This is a genomic window from Legionella quinlivanii (assembly GCF_003265995.1).
Classification (GTDB): Bacteria; Pseudomonadota; Gammaproteobacteria; order Legionellales; family Legionellaceae; genus Legionella_C; species Legionella_C quinlivanii_A.
In genome coordinates, this window is record NZ_MVJN01000003.1 from 26,318 (window position 1) to 42,269 (window position 15,952).

Below are 15,952 nucleotides of genomic sequence, written 5' to 3' on the forward strand. Positions count from 1 at the left end.
TTAGCTCTTACGGCGTCTGCTTTGGCCAGTGCACTATGCCCGGCGTTTTCGCCTGCTCGGGCGACATCTTGATTTCAGACAGCTCCTGTTTGTCAGCACGGACGCCCACCACCTGATTCTTTACCTTAATCACTTCATTGGCAAAATGCACCACATTCTCTGGGCAGCGGTAGGACTGCGGCAGCTCAACCGAGGTAAGCGGTAATCCATAGCGCTGCATCATCTTTTCAATAAGCGGACCCTTAGACAGTTCGTCAAAAAGGCTTTGGTGGGTATCCATGCAAAGACATAGCTGTCCTTCTTTGGCTAACAGCAGCAGATTCTCTAACTCAAGACCCGATAAATCCTGGGCTTCATCACCCAACACCAAATCATACTTGTCCCGCTGCGCAAATGTTAAGAAATCAAGCGCCACCAACCTGTTGTCTTTAAGATAATTCAGATAATTCTCATACGCGGCCAATATCCACTGCCGGTCGTCCGGATGGGCATATAAACTGTTCTGGGCTCCAAGACCAAGATAACCCTCGGGCAGATAACCCGATAAAAGGCGAAACTCCTGATACAGCTCATGCCCTTCTTTTAAAAATCGCTCCAGTTGCGCACTCGCCTCGTCAGGCACCTCCGCCTTCTTTTTCTTGCCTTTACCCTTTTTACCGGCGGCCGCCGCCGCAGGCTTCAGTCTATCCCTGCATTTCGCAACATAGCCTTTCAGCCACTGCTCAAAATCAGACTCGCTCGCAAGCGTTTTACCCTCAAATTCAGCCGCACGCTGCTCACGTGCTACCGTCTCATAGGCTTTAAATTCAACCCGGTTTTTTAACGTATCGGGCAGCGATAAGCTATCCCATATCGCCTGCATCGCCTTCACTAATTCCGGCGACTGCGTCACATACAGGATTTTTCCCTCCGAGCCAGGGGGAAGGCTCGCAATCAAGTCAAGGATGCGCGACACCGCCACACAGGACTTCCCTGAGCCAGGCGCTCCCCGAATTACAACCGGAGGGGTTACCTTTAAAACCTCTGCCTGCTGACTACTCAAGCGAATCACATGCTGATTATAATAGTCCAGTGTCACCAGCGGTTTCTTTGGCAACGGGCCTGCCGCAGGACGCGCCGCTTCCAGCGCTTCCTCCGCCATTAGCTCCTCAATCTGCCTGATTATCGAAGGACCATATTTCTGACGATACTTTTCAACTCCCGCCTTGTCCGAGAACAGCGTCGATTTCTTATACTCATGATTTTCCGCGATCTGCGCTATGACCAGGTTTTTTTCGCCCTTTACCTCGAATTCAACTAACAGGGCACGGTCCGCCTTGTCTAAGCGAGCACTCGCCAATCCATCGCGATCTGTTAACTTCTCATAGCCAGCCGCTTGTGTTTGCTGATTGAATAAGGCCTTCGCTAACTTCTTTACAAACTTAGGACCCTTGGAATATCCCGCTAATACTGCTCGTTGGATAATGACCCGCTTCCACGGCGCGCTCGCCTCTGCTCTCTTCTTCGGCATGTAAACTCTGAATACAACTTAATTATTAATGGTCCGATATTATACATACAGAACCATGATTAATCAAATGATCGTAGGAACACAGGGGCAACGTTCCATGTCATATTGACATCTATGTCAATTCGACATAAACTATAAACATAATAATACTTCAGGTCTTGTCGTGAGAGTGATTTCTAAAAAAAAGCTGCGTGATTTTTATATGCAGAATACTCAATCGGAAATACCGCTTATAGAATGGTATTATAAAATGAAAAGCTGCAATGCCAAAAACATCTACGAATTGAAAGCGCTTTTTAACAGCGTCGATCCTGTTCATGGATATACCGTGTTTAATATCGGTGGCAATAATTACAGGCTTATTACTGCCATTCATTATAATTCAGAGCGCTGTTATATAAGGGCCTGCTGGACTCATGCGGAGTACAGCAAAAAATTCAATCAAGACAAATTGAAGCGGGGTGAACTGTAATGGCTGTTACAAATCCTATTTACATTAACTATTCTGGTGAGAAAACTTCCAGGAAATTTCACTTTCCTCTATCTGTCTTTAAAAAACCCGCCAATCAAAGCGAATATGACATTCTTGAAAATTTGCTTGATCAAATTCTTGATGAAGTGCGAGAGGATGAAGAGCATCCCCTCGCTATAGTAGCTCACATTATTGGCGATAATCTTGAAGATTTTGATAATAACAATCATCCCCCTATTGGCCATAATGTGACGGATATTGATTTGGTTCAATATCTGATGTCTGAAAACCATCTTAATCAGCAGAAAATGGCTGATATTTTTGGTAATCAAGGTAATGTTTCCAAATTTCTAAACGGTGAGCGTAAGCTAAGTAAATCCCAAATCAACAAGCTTGTATCCCGTTTTAAAATCAGCGCTGATTTCTTTTTTAAAGGGCCTTAACGCGCCCTTTTGATGACAATTTTTAACGTATGGAATTGAGCCTCTCCAGCGTACTGCAGGTTGACTTTCTACAACAGCGATTAAGGCCCCTTGTTTTCCAGTTCCCTCAACACTTGATCCAGATCATCTCCTGGAAAAAGGACTCTTGAGACGGGTTGAAGCTGAAGATTGGGGTAGGGGCTCCATCGACTTGCCTTTCGCTGCTCAGCTTCCAATATCCTTTTCTCCCTGGCCTCCAATAAAGGGATTAAATTCTTGGCATCCTTACCTTTAGCCAAATCCAGGGGGGTCTGGTTAAGCTCATTAGTCACTCTAAAGATGACCTTGGGATTGGCACCGGGTATTATACGGTCTCCTCCAGGCAATGCCGCGTGCCTGGAGCTAATAATAATCGACGCCAGATCTTCTCTGTTATTTTCAATGGCCCAATGCAGAAAGGTATTGCCTGATTTATCCTGCAGTTTCATCCCCGGGAAAAAACTGCTGTCTACAATTGTCTGAAAAAGGCTGATGCCATCTGCACTTCCTGCCAGATGCATAAGGAAATGGTTCTCCGCTGTCACCTCACTCCAATTCAGACCCTTTAGATCTGTAAAGAAAACCTGGCACATGGTGGTGAATATGCTTCGCACATCCCGATCGATAGGAACAAGAGAAAAGATTAATTCCAGCAGCTGCAACCCCACCGGATTGCGAGCCATTGTTTCAAAACGGCTTCTTGTACCGTCCGGCGCTATTTCAAACAATTTTTGCAAGGAAAACCATTGACTCAAACTGGACTCATGCTCTTCCAAATATCTCCGGAAGGCCTTCCATTTGGCATCATCCTTGTTCATCATTATCAAAAAACAACTCTCATCCTTGCAGGAAAAATACCGATCAAGAGCAGTATCCGCAGACTTGCCAAAAACATTGTCCAGAAATCCCTTCATCCTTTGATAAACCGGATCTGTCTCAGTGACTCCCGCTGGAACTGTGGACGACGTACCCTGTAATATCCCCCTGGCGTCCATTATTCCTGTTACCCTTGAATTGGGAGACGGGTTGAAAAATGCGGGCGAACGAACCAGCGGCCCAAAAGGCAGGGTACTATTCGATTTTTTATTTGTACTTGCAAATGAAACAGGCTTGCGCGACAAGCTGGCCGTGGTTTCTTTCGGCTTTGCTTTGGGGGCAGCGGCTTGTTTACCCTTCTCTTCCTGCTTAGGTTGGCTACTAGCCGCCGGCGTTTTATTCGCGGCCCTGGGAACTGCTTTTTCTTTCTGCAAAACATCGCTTTTTTGAGAGGATTCTGCGGCTTTAGCCACAGCCGGTAAGATCTCAGGCCTTTTCTGCTCCTCAACCACTTCTTTCTTTTCGACAGGGGGCTCTTCTTTTTTAATTAAACCCTTGCTCAGCAGGAAATCATCATAATCCGTATAAGAGCGATGCTCTTTAAGACAGTGCTCAAACGCGTTCCTGGCTATGTCTTTTTTGCCATTCTGATACAGCCGGCAAATCTCTTCTTCCCATTGCGTGAGGCGCTCTTCTTCCGTTTGCTCTAAATTCGGATCGCTTAAAAAGGCTGTTTCGGGTGTCTTAATCCCTTTTTTGAAGGCGTTACACAGAGGGGCTAAAGGATAATCATCGCCTTGATCGATAAACAGGCGTTTGGTGGCACGCGTACTGCTGGTAAAAAATTTGTTTAAGGGCGGACCAAAACGGCTATTGCCGCAACCGCGTTTGACGAGGTTGGTCGGTACTTTGCCATCCGTCCATTCACGGCTCGCTTCACGGCATAAGTCGTTATCCAGCATGCGGTACAGGATGACATTCTCATATTCCAGACCCTTGATTTCCTCGGCAGTGAATACCAGGACTGCACCCGGATATTTTTCCTGAGCCTCCTTTTTATATTCCGGCAGGGTAATAATGACAAAATTACTCTGCTTCGCCATATCCCTTAAGGCCTTTAACTCTTCCGGCGTCTGCTTTAGCCAGTGCACTATGCCCGGCGTTTTCGCCTGCTCAGGCGACATCTTGATTTCAGACAGCTCCTGTTTGTCAGCACGGCCGCCCACCACCTGATTCTTTACCTTAATCACTTCATTGGCAAAATGCACCACATTCTCTGGGCAGCGGTAGGACTGCGGCAGCTCAACCGAGGTAAGCGGTAATCCATAGCGCTGCATCATCTTTTCAATAAGCGGACCCTTAGACAGTTCGTCAAAAAGGCTTTGGTGGGTATCCATGCAAAGACATAGCTGTCCTTCTTTGGCTAACAGCAGCAGATTCTCTAACTCAAGACCCGATAAATCCTGGGCTTCATCACCCAACACCAAATCATACTTGTCCCGCTGCGCAAATGTTAAGAAATCAAGCGCCACCAACCTGTTGTCTTTAAGATAATTCAGATAATTCTCATACGCGGCCAATATCCACCGCCGGTCGTCCGGATGGGCATATAAACTGTTCTGGGCTCCAAGACCAAGATAACCCTCGGGCAGATAACCCGATAAAAGGCGAAACTCCTGATACAGCTCATGCCCTTCTTTTAAAAATCGCTCCAGTTGCGCACTCGCCTCGTCAGGCACCTCCGCCTTCTTTTTCTTGCCTTTACCCTTTTTACCGGCGGCCGCCGCCGCAGGCTTCAGTCTATCCCTGCATTTCGCAACATAGCCTTTCAGCCACTGCTCAAAATCAGACTCGCTCGCAAGCGTTTTACCCTCAAATTCAGCCGCACGCTGCTCACGTGCTACCGTCTCATAGGCTTTAAATTCAACCCGGTTTTTTAACGTATCGGGCAGCGATAAGCTATCCCATATCGCCTGCATCGCCTTCACTAATTCCGGCGACTGCGTCACATACAGGATTTTTCCCTCCGAGCCAGGGGGAAGGCTCGCAATCAAGTCAAGGATGCGCGACACCGCCACACAGGACTTCCCTGAGCCAGGCGCTCCCCGAATTACAACCGGAGGGGTTACCTTTAAAACCTCTGCCTGCTGACTACTCAAGCGAATCACATGCTGATTATAATAGTCCAGTGTCACCAGCGGTTTCTTTGGCAACGGGCCTGCCGCAGGACGCGCCGCTTCCAGCGCTTCCTCCGCCATTAGCTCCTCAATCTGCCTGATTATCGATGGACCATACTTCTGACGATACTTCTCAACACCCGCCTTATCTGAGAACAGCGTCGATTTCTTGTATTCATGATTTTCCGCGATCTCCGCTATAACCAGGCTTTTTTCGCCATTGACTTCAAATTCAACCAATAGGGCACGGTCCGCTCCGTCCAGGCGCCCGCTCGCCAGGCCATCGCGATCCTTTAACTTCTCATAGCCAGCCGATTGCGTTTGCTGATTCAATAAAGCCGATGCCAGCTTCTTTACAGGCTTGGGACCCTTGGAATATCCCGCTAATACTGAACGCTGGATAATGACTCGCTTCCACGGCGCGCCGGCCGCTGCTTTCTTCTTCGGCATGTAAACTCTGAATACAACTTAATTATTAATGGTCCGATATTATACACGCAGACATTTAGCTTGTAATTAGTTTATTTTTAGGACAGTTATTATTTTTGAAATACATAGGTTCCCGGCGCATCGCAAAGCGGAGGATAATCTTTTTCTGTATTACCCATCGGAGGAGGAGAAATTTGATTGCCGGATTGTTCAACCAGCCACTGCTGCCACACCGGCCACCAGGAACCCTGATAGGAAGGCGCTTTTTCAAGCCAGCAATCGGAGGTGAGGTATTTGTCATGCGGTTTGCGCGTACGTATTTGATAACTGCGGCCTCGATGACCCGGCTCACTGACAATCCCGGCATTATGCCCGCCGCTGGTCAGCACAAAGGTAATTTCAGTGTCAGTGAATAAATGAAGCTTATAGACGGAACGCCAGGGAGCAATATGGTCGGTTTGCGTACCGACAAGAAATATGGGCACCCGAATATCACTTAAAGCAATACGCCGGTGGTTAACACGGAATCGTCCCTGGACCAGATCATTATTCAAAAACAGATTATGCAGGTATTCAGAATGGAAACGATAAGGTAAGCGAGTGGTATCATGATCCCAGGCCATTAAATCATTTAAGGGCCTGCGTGCGCCCAGAAAATAATCGTGAATTATTCTTGACCACACCAGATCATAGGATCGAATCATGCTAAATGCACCAGCCATTTGCTTGCCATTTAAATAACCCTGCTCCCACATGATATCCTCAAGATAAGTGACCTGACTGTGATCAATAAATAATTGCAGCTCACCAGGCTCTCTGAAATCAACTTGCGCCGCAAAAAGAGTGACACTTTTAAAACGATCATCGGATCTGCCTGCCAAAGCAGCAGCCACCATACTTAACAAGGTTCCGCCCAGGCAATATCCTACGGCGTGCACCTGCCGGGCAGGAACAATATTTAGAATCGCCTGTAAACCTTCCAGAATCCCATGGTTTACATAGGTATCAAAACCAAAGTCGCGATCGTCATGGCCGGGATTTTTCCAGGAAATCATAAAAACCGTATGACCTTTCCTCACTAAATAACGAACCAGCGAATTATGCGCTGAAAGATCAAGAATATAGTATTTCATAATCCAGGCGGGGATGATAAATATTGGCTCTGGATACACTTTTTCGGTGGCAGGAGAATACTGAATTAACTCCATCAGGCGATTTCTAAACACCACTTTTCCGGGAGTGGCCGCGAGATTCACACCTACCTTAAACTTCTCCATTTCTTTTGATGGCAGATGGAACCACTCCCTGAACAGATCTTCCATAAGGTTTGCAGCACCATCAATAAAATTCTGCCCTTTGGTCTCAAAGGTCTTTTCCAATATTTCCGGATTTGTCCAGGGGAAATTGCTGGGCGAGAAGATATCGAGAAATTGACGCTGAACAAAATTTACCACCCGCAAATGGTGAGGTGTAGCGCCGCGGATATTCCAGGTCATTTCGTTAATTGCCTGCTCAATCATTAAAAATTGCTGAACATATAATGAAAAAGGAAAATTATTCCAGGACTCCCCTTTAAACCGCTTGTCCTCCAGTTTGAGCTGCATGCAATGTTCAGTCAGGCTTGTATTAGTCTGTTGGCAATGGATGGCGAAAAATAATAGCTTGATTACATTTTGCCAGTTCTTTCGCGCGATATCAATTTGCTTGGCGGGTGCCATATTGAAATGAGAGAGCCAGTCAAAAAAAGCCAGTGACACTGATGCAGGTGACAACCATCCGGTAAAACGACCTTGCCAGGAGTGTAACAGAATGTCGAAAATTTGCCCTTCATAATACCCATTGGCCGGCGGCTCGACCGGTTGCAATGACTTGTTGTCTGGATGCGAATTATTCTTTTCTACCATTTACAATCCCTTTCACTGGAAGAGATTTTCAATTCATCGACCGAATCACATCAAACTCTTCGTCCTGCCCCAGCTCATCACAGAAATGCAGGCTTTCCTGTGCGTTATTCTCTGGCGCTAAAACAACAGTATCCTCATTATCCTGTTCATCAATGATTTCTTTAACATTTCTATTACGCATGACCTCTCCCGGATTTAAACTTATATTTTAACTTTAGCCCATAAAATAATTTTTGCTATCAGACAAGACTTGTTGCCAAAGCAATCACTTGTTGTATATAGTTTTTAATCCCCCCAAGAAAGGAAGGAAGTCATCTTGTTAAAGCGCGACATATCAAGAACCAATGTTTTAATCGCTGCGGCAGGAGGCATGATCGGTTCCGGCTGGCTCTTTAGCCCTTTTATCAGCGCGCAAATGGCGGGAAGCAACGCATTGATTAGCTGGGTGCTGGCTGCCTTGTTTATGCTGTTTATCGCACTTCCTCTTTGCGAACTCGGAGCCATGTTCCCCATTTCGGGCGGGATGACGAATTATCCCAGTTTCACCCACGGCAATGAGGTCGGGTTTTTATTTGCCTGGACCTCCTGGTTATCCTACGTGGTGATGACCCCTATTGAAATTCAGGCCATATTGCAATATTCAAGTCATTTTTTTCCCGCATTGATCGTTAAAAATGCCAGCAGCTTCACCCTTTCCGGGCTGGGTTATTTTATAGCGATTGTGATTATGCTCTTTGTAGTATTTCTTAATTCCTATGGAATAAAAATGCTGGCTGAATGCAACAAATTCGCCAGTATTATTAAGTTTCTGGTCCCAAGTATCGCCATCGTAGCGCTGATCTCAAGTGCTCCCTCGATGGGAAATATCAATATTCATCTCAATGACAAAACAGCCTGGGTGCAAATATTTACCGCCTTATCGGCCGGCGGTGTAGCCTTTGCTTTTACCGGCTTTCAAAATGGTCTGATGCTGGCAGGTGAGGTGCAGAATCCGCAACGCAATATTCCTATAGCCATTCTTGGCGCCGTCCTTATCGGATTTGTATTGTATTTCATGCTGCAACTCAGCTTTCTGGTTGCCATACCCTCTTCCTATCTGGCCAATGGCTGGCATAACTTAAGCTTTCCAGGCGATAGCGGGCCCCTGGTAGGTTTAAGCTTATTATTAGGTCTCGGGCTTGTTGCCATGCTGCTGATGTTTGATGCCGCGTTTTCCCCTTTTGGCACCACACTGGTGTATACCGCAGCTACTTCGCGAATCGTATACGGCATGGCATTGAACAATCACCTGCCAAAATTTTTCACCCGCTTAAACCGCCACCGTATTCCTTATATTACCCTTTACGCCAACCTGCTGGTGGGATGCTTATCCTTTTTACCTTTTCCCGGGTGGCAAAAGATGGTGGCCTTTTTATCGTCCTGCAGTATCCTGTCTTACGGTATAGGCCCAGTCTGTTTATTGGCCATGCGAAAACTGCAACCGAACCGTGAACGCCCCTTTCGACTGTCTGCCTGCCACTTTTTCAGTCATGCTGCCTTTTATGCCTGCAATCTGATGTTGTACTGGTGTGGATTTGATATTCTCTGGAAGCTTGATTTGGCGCTCCTGATCGGTTTTATTATTAATCGAATCTGTCAAAGAAAAAAATCAACAGCTTTTACAGACAGAAGCCTTTACTGGTTTGCATTTTACATGAGTTCAATGCTGCTGGTTTCTTATCTGGGCACTTTTGGCGGCATAGGCAGGCTTAATTTTCCACAAGATATTCTTCTGATACTTCCCTTAAGCATGGTTATTCTCCATTTTTCGCAGAAAGTGTTGGTGGATGATAAAAAGCATCAGGAAATCACTGCTAATTTATTGATGGCTGAGGCAATGGAGTCCTGAACTGCGGATAACTGCGAAAAATTCCCTCTCTAGCTCTCTCCCAAAGGGAGAGAGGACTTTAGAAAAAATCCCCTCTCCCTTTGGGAGAGGGCTAGGGTCACTGCCATTAAGTTAAGCTCAATTGTATATTAAACTGTCATCCCCGCGAAAGGCGGGGATCCATCTCTGAGCTAGCCACAATGCCGACTGAGGAAATAGATTCCCGCATTTCGCGGGAATGACAGAAGTCCTTACCTTAATGGCAGTAAGGACCAGGGTGAGGGTTGATTTTGGCTCTCTCAGGCCGGGCCGGGAGCAATCGACAGGTCATCTTTTACCTGTAAACTTTCCACATAGGCCTTGCCGTCAATAAAAGCCATATGAGTACCGTTATTTTTTTGCATGGCATGATTAATTTTCTGGCAAAGTTCATCAAACGACAAGTCAATATACTCTCCTTCATTAGGATCAAAAAAGGAGTAGGTTCCACCGGTTTTTTTGATGACCATTGAGTGCCCTTCAAACTCGAATCGCCCTTTCCGAAAAACCGAAAATTTTACATAATGCCCATCGGGAAGGGCATTAAGCTTTTCCGCCAGACGAGTTTCATTAACCATTCCATCCTTTTGATTCGATTCAAACGGTTTAAATAAATCATGAGGATAAATATTAAAAAAATAGGCAATCACTTTCTGAAAAAATGTGCTGACATGAAGAATATGACTTTTTTTCACATTAGATTTATTAATATCTGAGACATTGAACCGGTGCCTGGATGCCATCGGCTTTCTTTCTATCAAACTTAACAGGCCATCATCCTCTCTTATCTCAAAGGAAGTTTTTGCAAACGCAGCGCTGAAGCGATTAGTTGATGAAGACGCTTTTCCCAGCTTGTCCTCCATAATTACAAAATTACAAATTAACTCACAAAGACCATTAAACTTCAGGTTAATTTTATGCAGATCGGCATAATGATCTTTTTTTTCTTTCACTTCAGCACAGAGAGGAGCCTGATCAAATTTAATCAGCTTTTTTTGCGCTCTATTGCACTTCACCCCACGTGTCTGAAAATTGCCGGAACCCAAAACCGGTTTTTTGTTAAATAGCTCAGCGAGCTGATGTTCGGCATGGAATGATCTGTTTGCCAGCGGAATAGTGGAGAGGTCGTCAATCTCCCGGAAATTAATTGTATCGTTTTCAAGGACTGCGTAAATTGATAACTGCTTTTCTTTCATAACAACAAAATCGAATAACAAAACCACTTCATTTTAGCACAAAAAGACAAATTAAGTAACAAAAAGCACCCTCAAAATCCATTCTGTCTCGAGCTAATTATGATATAATGACCGATTTTCAATCATTACTCCATATCATGTCCAAACAGTTGCTTTCCCTTACCGGGCTACATGTTTTTTTTCTTTGCCTGAGTAATGTGCTGGTGCAGCATCCAATAATTATCTTCGGTTTTCATACTACCTGGGGAGCATTCTCCTATCCGGTCATCTTTATTCTAACGGATTTAACAACAAGACTGGCCGGCGCAGCAACTTCACGGCGTATTATTTTTCTGGCGATGCTGCCTGGTTTGTGCAGTTCTTATTTAATCAGCAACTGGTTTAGCTTCGGCAGTTTCTGGGTCAATAACCCCTTTGCCCTGCGAATTGCACTGGCCAGTTTCAGCGCCTATGTTTTGGGCCAATTAGCCGATATCAGTTTTTTTCAGCGTTTAAGACAGCGACCTTCCTGGTGGGTTGCGCCGACCGTTGCAGGCATTTTTGGTAACATTCTCGATACCTATTCTTTTTTCTTTATCGCATTCTACCAGTCAAGCGATTTCTTTCTTCGAGCCCACTGGCTAGAGATAGCCAGTGTTGACCTGGTATTTAAGCTGGTCATTAGTATTGGGTCCTTTGTTCCTCTTTATGGCCTCCTGCTCTCACTGATTTTGTCCAGCAAAAAAGAGCGCCTAATGAAACATGGCTCCCAAAGCGATACACCCTTGCCCGGCATGTAAACCGATGGCCGTTGAAACCGGCTCAACGAAAACGGGTTCCTGGCCAAAAGCCTCATAGGTCATTGTCGCAAACTCAGCGGCTTTTTCCGGCACGCCAGCATGTACGATACAGTAATTATCCAGTGAACTGGTTTTGGCAAGTTCAGTGACGATATTAACCAGTTTTATTAAAGCCTTGGTCTCACCAAACGCCTTGTCCTTTATCACCGCTCTGCCTTCCTGATCAAAGGAAATAATGGGCTTAACACCTGAATAACGTGCAAACATTCCCTTTAGTCTGCTGACTCGTCCTGAACGGATTAACGCATCGAACTGGTCGACCATGACAAATAAATGCGTCCTGCCAGCTCGTTCAGCCAAAGCCGCCTTGATCGCCTCAATTTCCATACCTTCCGCAATCAGCTCAGCCGCATAATACAATAACAGCCCCTGCGAGCCGGAAACCAGACGAGAATCCATTACATGCACATTGCTAAAATTGTCAGCTACTTTGCAAAGCGCATCATGCATCCCGCTTAGCACTTTGGCGACACTCAAAACCAGTACCTGATCGTAATGCAGAGATAAATATTCAATTCGCTCCCTGATTAAGGCGGGAGCAGGAAACGACGTTGTGGGATAAGCGGGCAGCGACGATAAGCTGCTATAGAAATCCTTACTTTCGATACAGTATCGATCCAATAAATCATGGCCATCGTAATGCACATTCAGATTAATCAAATGAATCTGAAAATCATCAAGAATGGTCTGCGGAATATTAACGCTGGAGTCGGTAACCAAGGCAATGCGATAGCGGCTTTCATGCATCACCTGATACTGTCTCAGCATATCCTCAACCTTGGGGGACTGTATGCTGCCGTGCTGTCTTAAAATTTTGAATACCGAAGGCGGCTGGTTGCAGTGGAGATGCAGACGGCATAACTGTTGATTAGCGGTGAGAACAATGCTGTCGCCATGCTCCTGCAGGGAGCTGACAATCTCGCTTTTATTGAGCTGCCTGCCGGCGATGATGGCTTCAGTGCAATAGCGATTCTGAGGCGGATTCCCAAGGACAGGTTGTTCATGCTGATGATTTTCACTAACCGGCACCTCTTCAATCTCGTCATCAAGCGGTTGAGGATTTGCCAGATAGCTGGCAAATCCCTCGACAAAAAATCCAAAGCCTAAAGCACCCGCATCCTCCACCTGCGCTTCCCTCAGGATTGCAAGCGTGTTTCTCGTCGACTCAACTGCCGCCTGCACCTCGGGCAATGTCTGGTTTACCAATTCGACCACGCAGTCAGTATGAGCCGCGTCCCGTTCGAGACAAGCCGCCCATACTTCCATGACAGTCAGTATGGTTCCCTCGACCGGTTTTAGAATTGCAGCACGAACACTTTGCACCGCCGTTTTTACCAGCTGCGCAAACGAGCGGGTATCGAGGGGCTCAGGTAAAGGAAGTGCCTCCATAAAGCCATTAAAAAACTGCGAGAAAATCATTCCTGAATTGCCGCGCGCCCCCATAATGCCGGCATCGGCCAACGCCTTGCAGGTTAGCTCCAGGCCGGGCTGCTGCCTGGCGTAAGTCACAATTGAGCGTGCGGTGGCCGCCATATTATCGCCGGTGTCACCGTCAGCAACCGGGAACAGATTAATCGCATTTAAATTTTGCCGTTGAGCTATTAGCGTTTTGCAGGCACTCATTACGGCTGAGTGAAGCAATGCCGCGTCTAGTTGCAGTATCGCCATGATTAATAATAAATAAAATGTAACCCTAGATTAAGCATACTCCCGCCTCTTTTTTAAAGCAACGGATGATATTAATCTCTCAGCGATTGTTTTTTTAATGCAAAAAACTGATTTACCAGTATTTATCCTGTAACTACTATCAGGCTTATGCCATAATTTCCGGGAATATGACCGGCTAAAAGCCAATACAAACAAGACAAGTACAATGATTTATTCCGATTTACGTGATTTTATTGAACAATTGGAAAAGCGGGAATTATTAAAGCGAATAGATTATCCGGTTTCACCCTTCCTCGAGATGACGGTGGTAAGCGATCGGGTACTACGCTCTGGAGGTCCAGCCTTACTGTTTACCCGGTCTCATGAGCGTATTCCTGTTCTTACCAATTTATTTGGTACTGTGGAACGCGTTGCCCTGGGTATGGGAACAGAGCAAATCAGTGCGCTGCGAGAGATTGGTCAACTACTAACCAGTTTAAAAGAACCGGAACCCCCCAAGGGTTTTAAAGATGCGTTGGGCAAGCTTCCCTTACTGAAGCAGGCTTTAACGATGGCCCCGAAACTGATAAAAAACGCCCCCTGCCAGGAAATTATTATCGAAAAGGAGCAAGTGGACTTGCTTTCGCTTCCAATACAAACCTGCTGGCCCGAGGATGCGGCACCACTAATAACCTGGGGTCTGGTGACCACCAGGGGACCGAATAAGCCACGCGAAAATATGGGCATCTACCGCCAGCAGGTAATTGGCAGAAACAAACTGATTATGCGCTGGCTTTCTCATCGCGGAGGAGCTCTGGATTATCAGGACTGGCAAAAAGCCCGACCGGGTGAGCCATTTCCAGTTGCAGTGACTCTCGGGGCCGATCCCGCTACCATTCTCGCGGCAGTAACCCCCATTCCGGACACGCTTTCCGAGTATTCCTTTGCAGGACTTTTACGCGGTCAACGCACTCAGCTGACACAATGCATCGGCAATGATTTGCACGTTCCCGCCAGCGCTGAAATCATTCTGGAAGGTTATATTGAACCAGGCTCTCTGGCGCCGGAAGGACCGTTTGGCGATCATACCGGCTATTATAATGAGGTCCAATCGTTTCCTGTTTTTACAGTGGAGCGCATTACCCACCGGAAAAATCCCATTTATCACAGCACGTATACGGGACGCCCGCCGGATGAACCCGCCATTCTCGGTGTAGCCTTAAATGAAGTATTTATTCCCTTGCTGCAAAAGCAATTTCCGGAAATTGTCGATTTTTATCTTCCACCGGAAGGTTGTTCCTACCGTCTGGCGGTGGTTACAATTAAAAAACAATATCCCGGCCACGCCAAGCGGGTAATGATGGCGGTGTGGACTTTCTTAAGACAATTTATGTATACTAAATTTGTAATCGTATGCGATGATGATGTGGACGCACGCAATTGGCAGGATGTTATCTGGGCGATGACAACGCGAATGGATCCTGCACGCGATACGGTGATGATTGAGAATACCCCCATTGATTATCTTGATTTCGCCTCACCCGTTTCGGGCTTAGGCTCCAAGGTTGGATTTGACGCAACCAGTAAATGGCAGGGAGAAACGCAACGTGAATGGGGAAAACCGATCTCCATGGATGCCGAAATTTTGGACAAGGTAAACAGTTACTGGGAAAAGCTAGGACTAAAATAATGGAAAATACCGAAATTACTGCTCAAGTTGAGCATATAAATCCCTTATCAGACAGTATTATCGAGTTAATACTATCTCCTTTACATTATGTGGATTACGAAGCGGGCCAATATTTGCAGATCAAAACCAATAGTAGCTATAATAGCTATTCCATTGCCAATGCGCCCTTAGGCTCACACAGATACGAATTACACATTCGCCATACAGGCAGCCCCTATAATCAACCGCTTTTCACACAAATTAAAAATGAAGGGCAAGTGACTATCCGCCTGCCCTTCGGGAATTGCACCCTCTCCAGACTACAACCGGGAAAACCCATTCTGTTTATCGCCGGAGGCACTGGATTTGCACCTGTGAAGGCAATGATTGAGCAGTTATTGGCAACCGGGGATCAACGGCCCTTTGAACTCTACTGGGGCGCTCGCTCACACAGCGATTTGTACATGGATGATAAAGTAAAGCAATGGCAAGCACACACCAGCCATTTTAAATATTTTACTTTACTACCTCCCGAATCGGATTTTCTGGCTCCACTGGCAATAAAAAAGCATCCTGATGATCTTAAACAATTTGAAATAATTGTCGCCGGTCCCTTTGATATGGCTTATATTGTTCGTGACCAATTATTGGCTCAGGGCCTCGATGAATCCCAGTTGTATTCAGACGCGTTCAGCTTCAAGGAAGGAAACAAGAAATAATGGAAACCTTTTATCAAATCCTTGGGATTGCCGCCGCAGGCCTGATTGTCTGGTATCTCTATCGAACAGTAAAAAACCGGCCCGAGCTTTTCAGTCGTGAAAATATGAGCAAAAGTTTTGGAACAATGGGGGTTTTGGCGATCATTCTGATCGCTTTTATTGGTTTTTTGATTTTAATGTTGAAAAATTCCTGAGGATAAATCCTTA

General features: G+C 46.0%; 13 protein-coding genes. 7 read left to right on the forward strand and 6 right to left on the reverse strand.

The window, feature by feature from the left end; genetic code table 11:
• Positions 1-7: 7 nt before the first annotated feature.
• On the reverse strand, positions 8-1,510 hold the full coding sequence (locus B1207_RS03870; RefSeq protein WP_112218691.1) for a UvrD-helicase domain-containing protein: 1,503 nt from the start codon (positions 1,508-1,510) through the stop codon (positions 8-10).
• Positions 1,511-1,679: 169 nt separating this feature from the next.
• Here B1207_RS03870 and B1207_RS03875 point away from each other — a divergent pair, with 169 nt between their 5' ends.
• A complete protein-coding gene (locus B1207_RS03875) occupies positions 1,680-1,982 on the forward strand; it encodes a type II toxin-antitoxin system HigB family toxin (protein ID WP_216362452.1) in 303 nt (100 codons plus the stop codon).
• Positions 1,982-2,425 carry a helix-turn-helix domain-containing protein gene (locus B1207_RS03880; protein WP_112218693.1) on the forward strand — a complete coding sequence of 148 codons (444 nt, stop codon included), beginning with the start codon at positions 1,982-1,984 and terminating at the stop codon, positions 2,423-2,425. Before B1207_RS03875 ends, B1207_RS03880 begins: the two co-directional genes overlap by 1 nt.
• A gap of 80 nt (positions 2,426-2,505) precedes the next feature.
• Here B1207_RS03880 and B1207_RS03885 read toward each other — a convergent pair whose 3' ends face one another.
• From B1207_RS03885 to B1207_RS15920, 3 genes are all read right to left on the reverse strand, one after another.
• On the reverse strand, positions 2,506-5,886 hold the full coding sequence (locus tag B1207_RS03885) for a UvrD-helicase domain-containing protein (protein WP_112218694.1): 3,381 nt from the start codon (positions 5,884-5,886) through the stop codon (positions 2,506-2,508).
• Positions 5,887-5,975: 89 nt separating this feature from the next.
• Positions 5,976-7,769, reverse strand: a complete 1,794-nt coding sequence (locus B1207_RS03890) for a PHA/PHB synthase family protein (RefSeq protein WP_112218695.1) — start codon at positions 7,767-7,769, stop codon at positions 5,976-5,978.
• Positions 7,770-7,797: 28 nt separating this feature from the next.
• Positions 7,798-7,950 carry a hypothetical protein gene (locus tag B1207_RS15920; RefSeq protein ID WP_157072289.1) on the reverse strand — a complete coding sequence of 51 codons (153 nt, stop codon included), beginning with the start codon at positions 7,948-7,950 and terminating at the stop codon, positions 7,798-7,800.
• 135 nt (positions 7,951-8,085) lie between these two features.
• Here B1207_RS15920 and B1207_RS03895 point away from each other — a divergent pair, with 135 nt between their 5' ends.
• Entirely contained in the window at positions 8,086-9,657 is a 1,572-nt protein-coding gene (locus B1207_RS03895) for an APC family permease (protein WP_112218696.1), read from the forward strand.
• 278 nt (positions 9,658-9,935) lie between these two features.
• Here B1207_RS03895 and B1207_RS03900 read toward each other — a convergent pair whose 3' ends face one another.
• Positions 9,936-10,871, reverse strand: coding sequence for a YopT-type cysteine protease domain-containing protein (locus B1207_RS03900; protein WP_112218697.1), 936 nt, complete (start codon positions 10,869-10,871; stop codon positions 9,936-9,938).
• A 137-nt stretch (positions 10,872-11,008) separates the two neighbouring features.
• Here B1207_RS03900 and B1207_RS03905 point away from each other — a divergent pair, with 137 nt between their 5' ends.
• Positions 11,009-11,650: a 7-cyano-7-deazaguanine/7-aminomethyl-7-deazaguanine transporter gene (locus B1207_RS03905; RefSeq protein ID WP_112219006.1), complete on the forward strand. Its 642-nt coding sequence runs from the start codon at positions 11,009-11,011 to the stop codon at positions 11,648-11,650.
• On the opposite strand, the gene B1207_RS03910 is transcribed toward B1207_RS03905, so the two are convergent.
• Positions 11,603-13,378 carry a DegV family protein gene (locus B1207_RS03910; protein ID WP_112218698.1) on the reverse strand — a complete coding sequence of 592 codons (1,776 nt, stop codon included), beginning with the start codon at positions 13,376-13,378 and terminating at the stop codon, positions 11,603-11,605. The genes B1207_RS03905 and B1207_RS03910 overlap by 48 nt on opposite strands.
• A 205-nt stretch (positions 13,379-13,583) precedes the next feature.
• Here B1207_RS03910 and ubiD point away from each other — a divergent pair, with 205 nt between their 5' ends.
• The 3 genes from ubiD to B1207_RS03925 are packed head-to-tail and all read left to right on the forward strand — an operon-like array spanning position 13,584 to position 15,939.
• Entirely contained in the window at positions 13,584-15,047 is a 1,464-nt protein-coding gene (gene ubiD, locus B1207_RS03915) for a 4-hydroxy-3-polyprenylbenzoate decarboxylase (RefSeq protein WP_112218699.1), read from the forward strand.
• Positions 15,047-15,745, forward strand: coding sequence for an NAD(P)H-flavin reductase (locus tag B1207_RS03920; RefSeq protein ID WP_112218700.1), 699 nt, complete (start codon positions 15,047-15,049; stop codon positions 15,743-15,745). The genes ubiD and B1207_RS03920 overlap by 1 nt, the downstream gene beginning before the upstream one ends.
• Complete coding sequence (locus B1207_RS03925) at positions 15,745-15,939, forward strand: hypothetical protein (RefSeq protein WP_112218701.1); 195 nt, start codon at positions 15,745-15,747, stop codon at positions 15,937-15,939. The genes B1207_RS03920 and B1207_RS03925 overlap by 1 nt, the downstream gene beginning before the upstream one ends.
• Positions 15,940-15,952 lie beyond the last annotated feature (13 nt).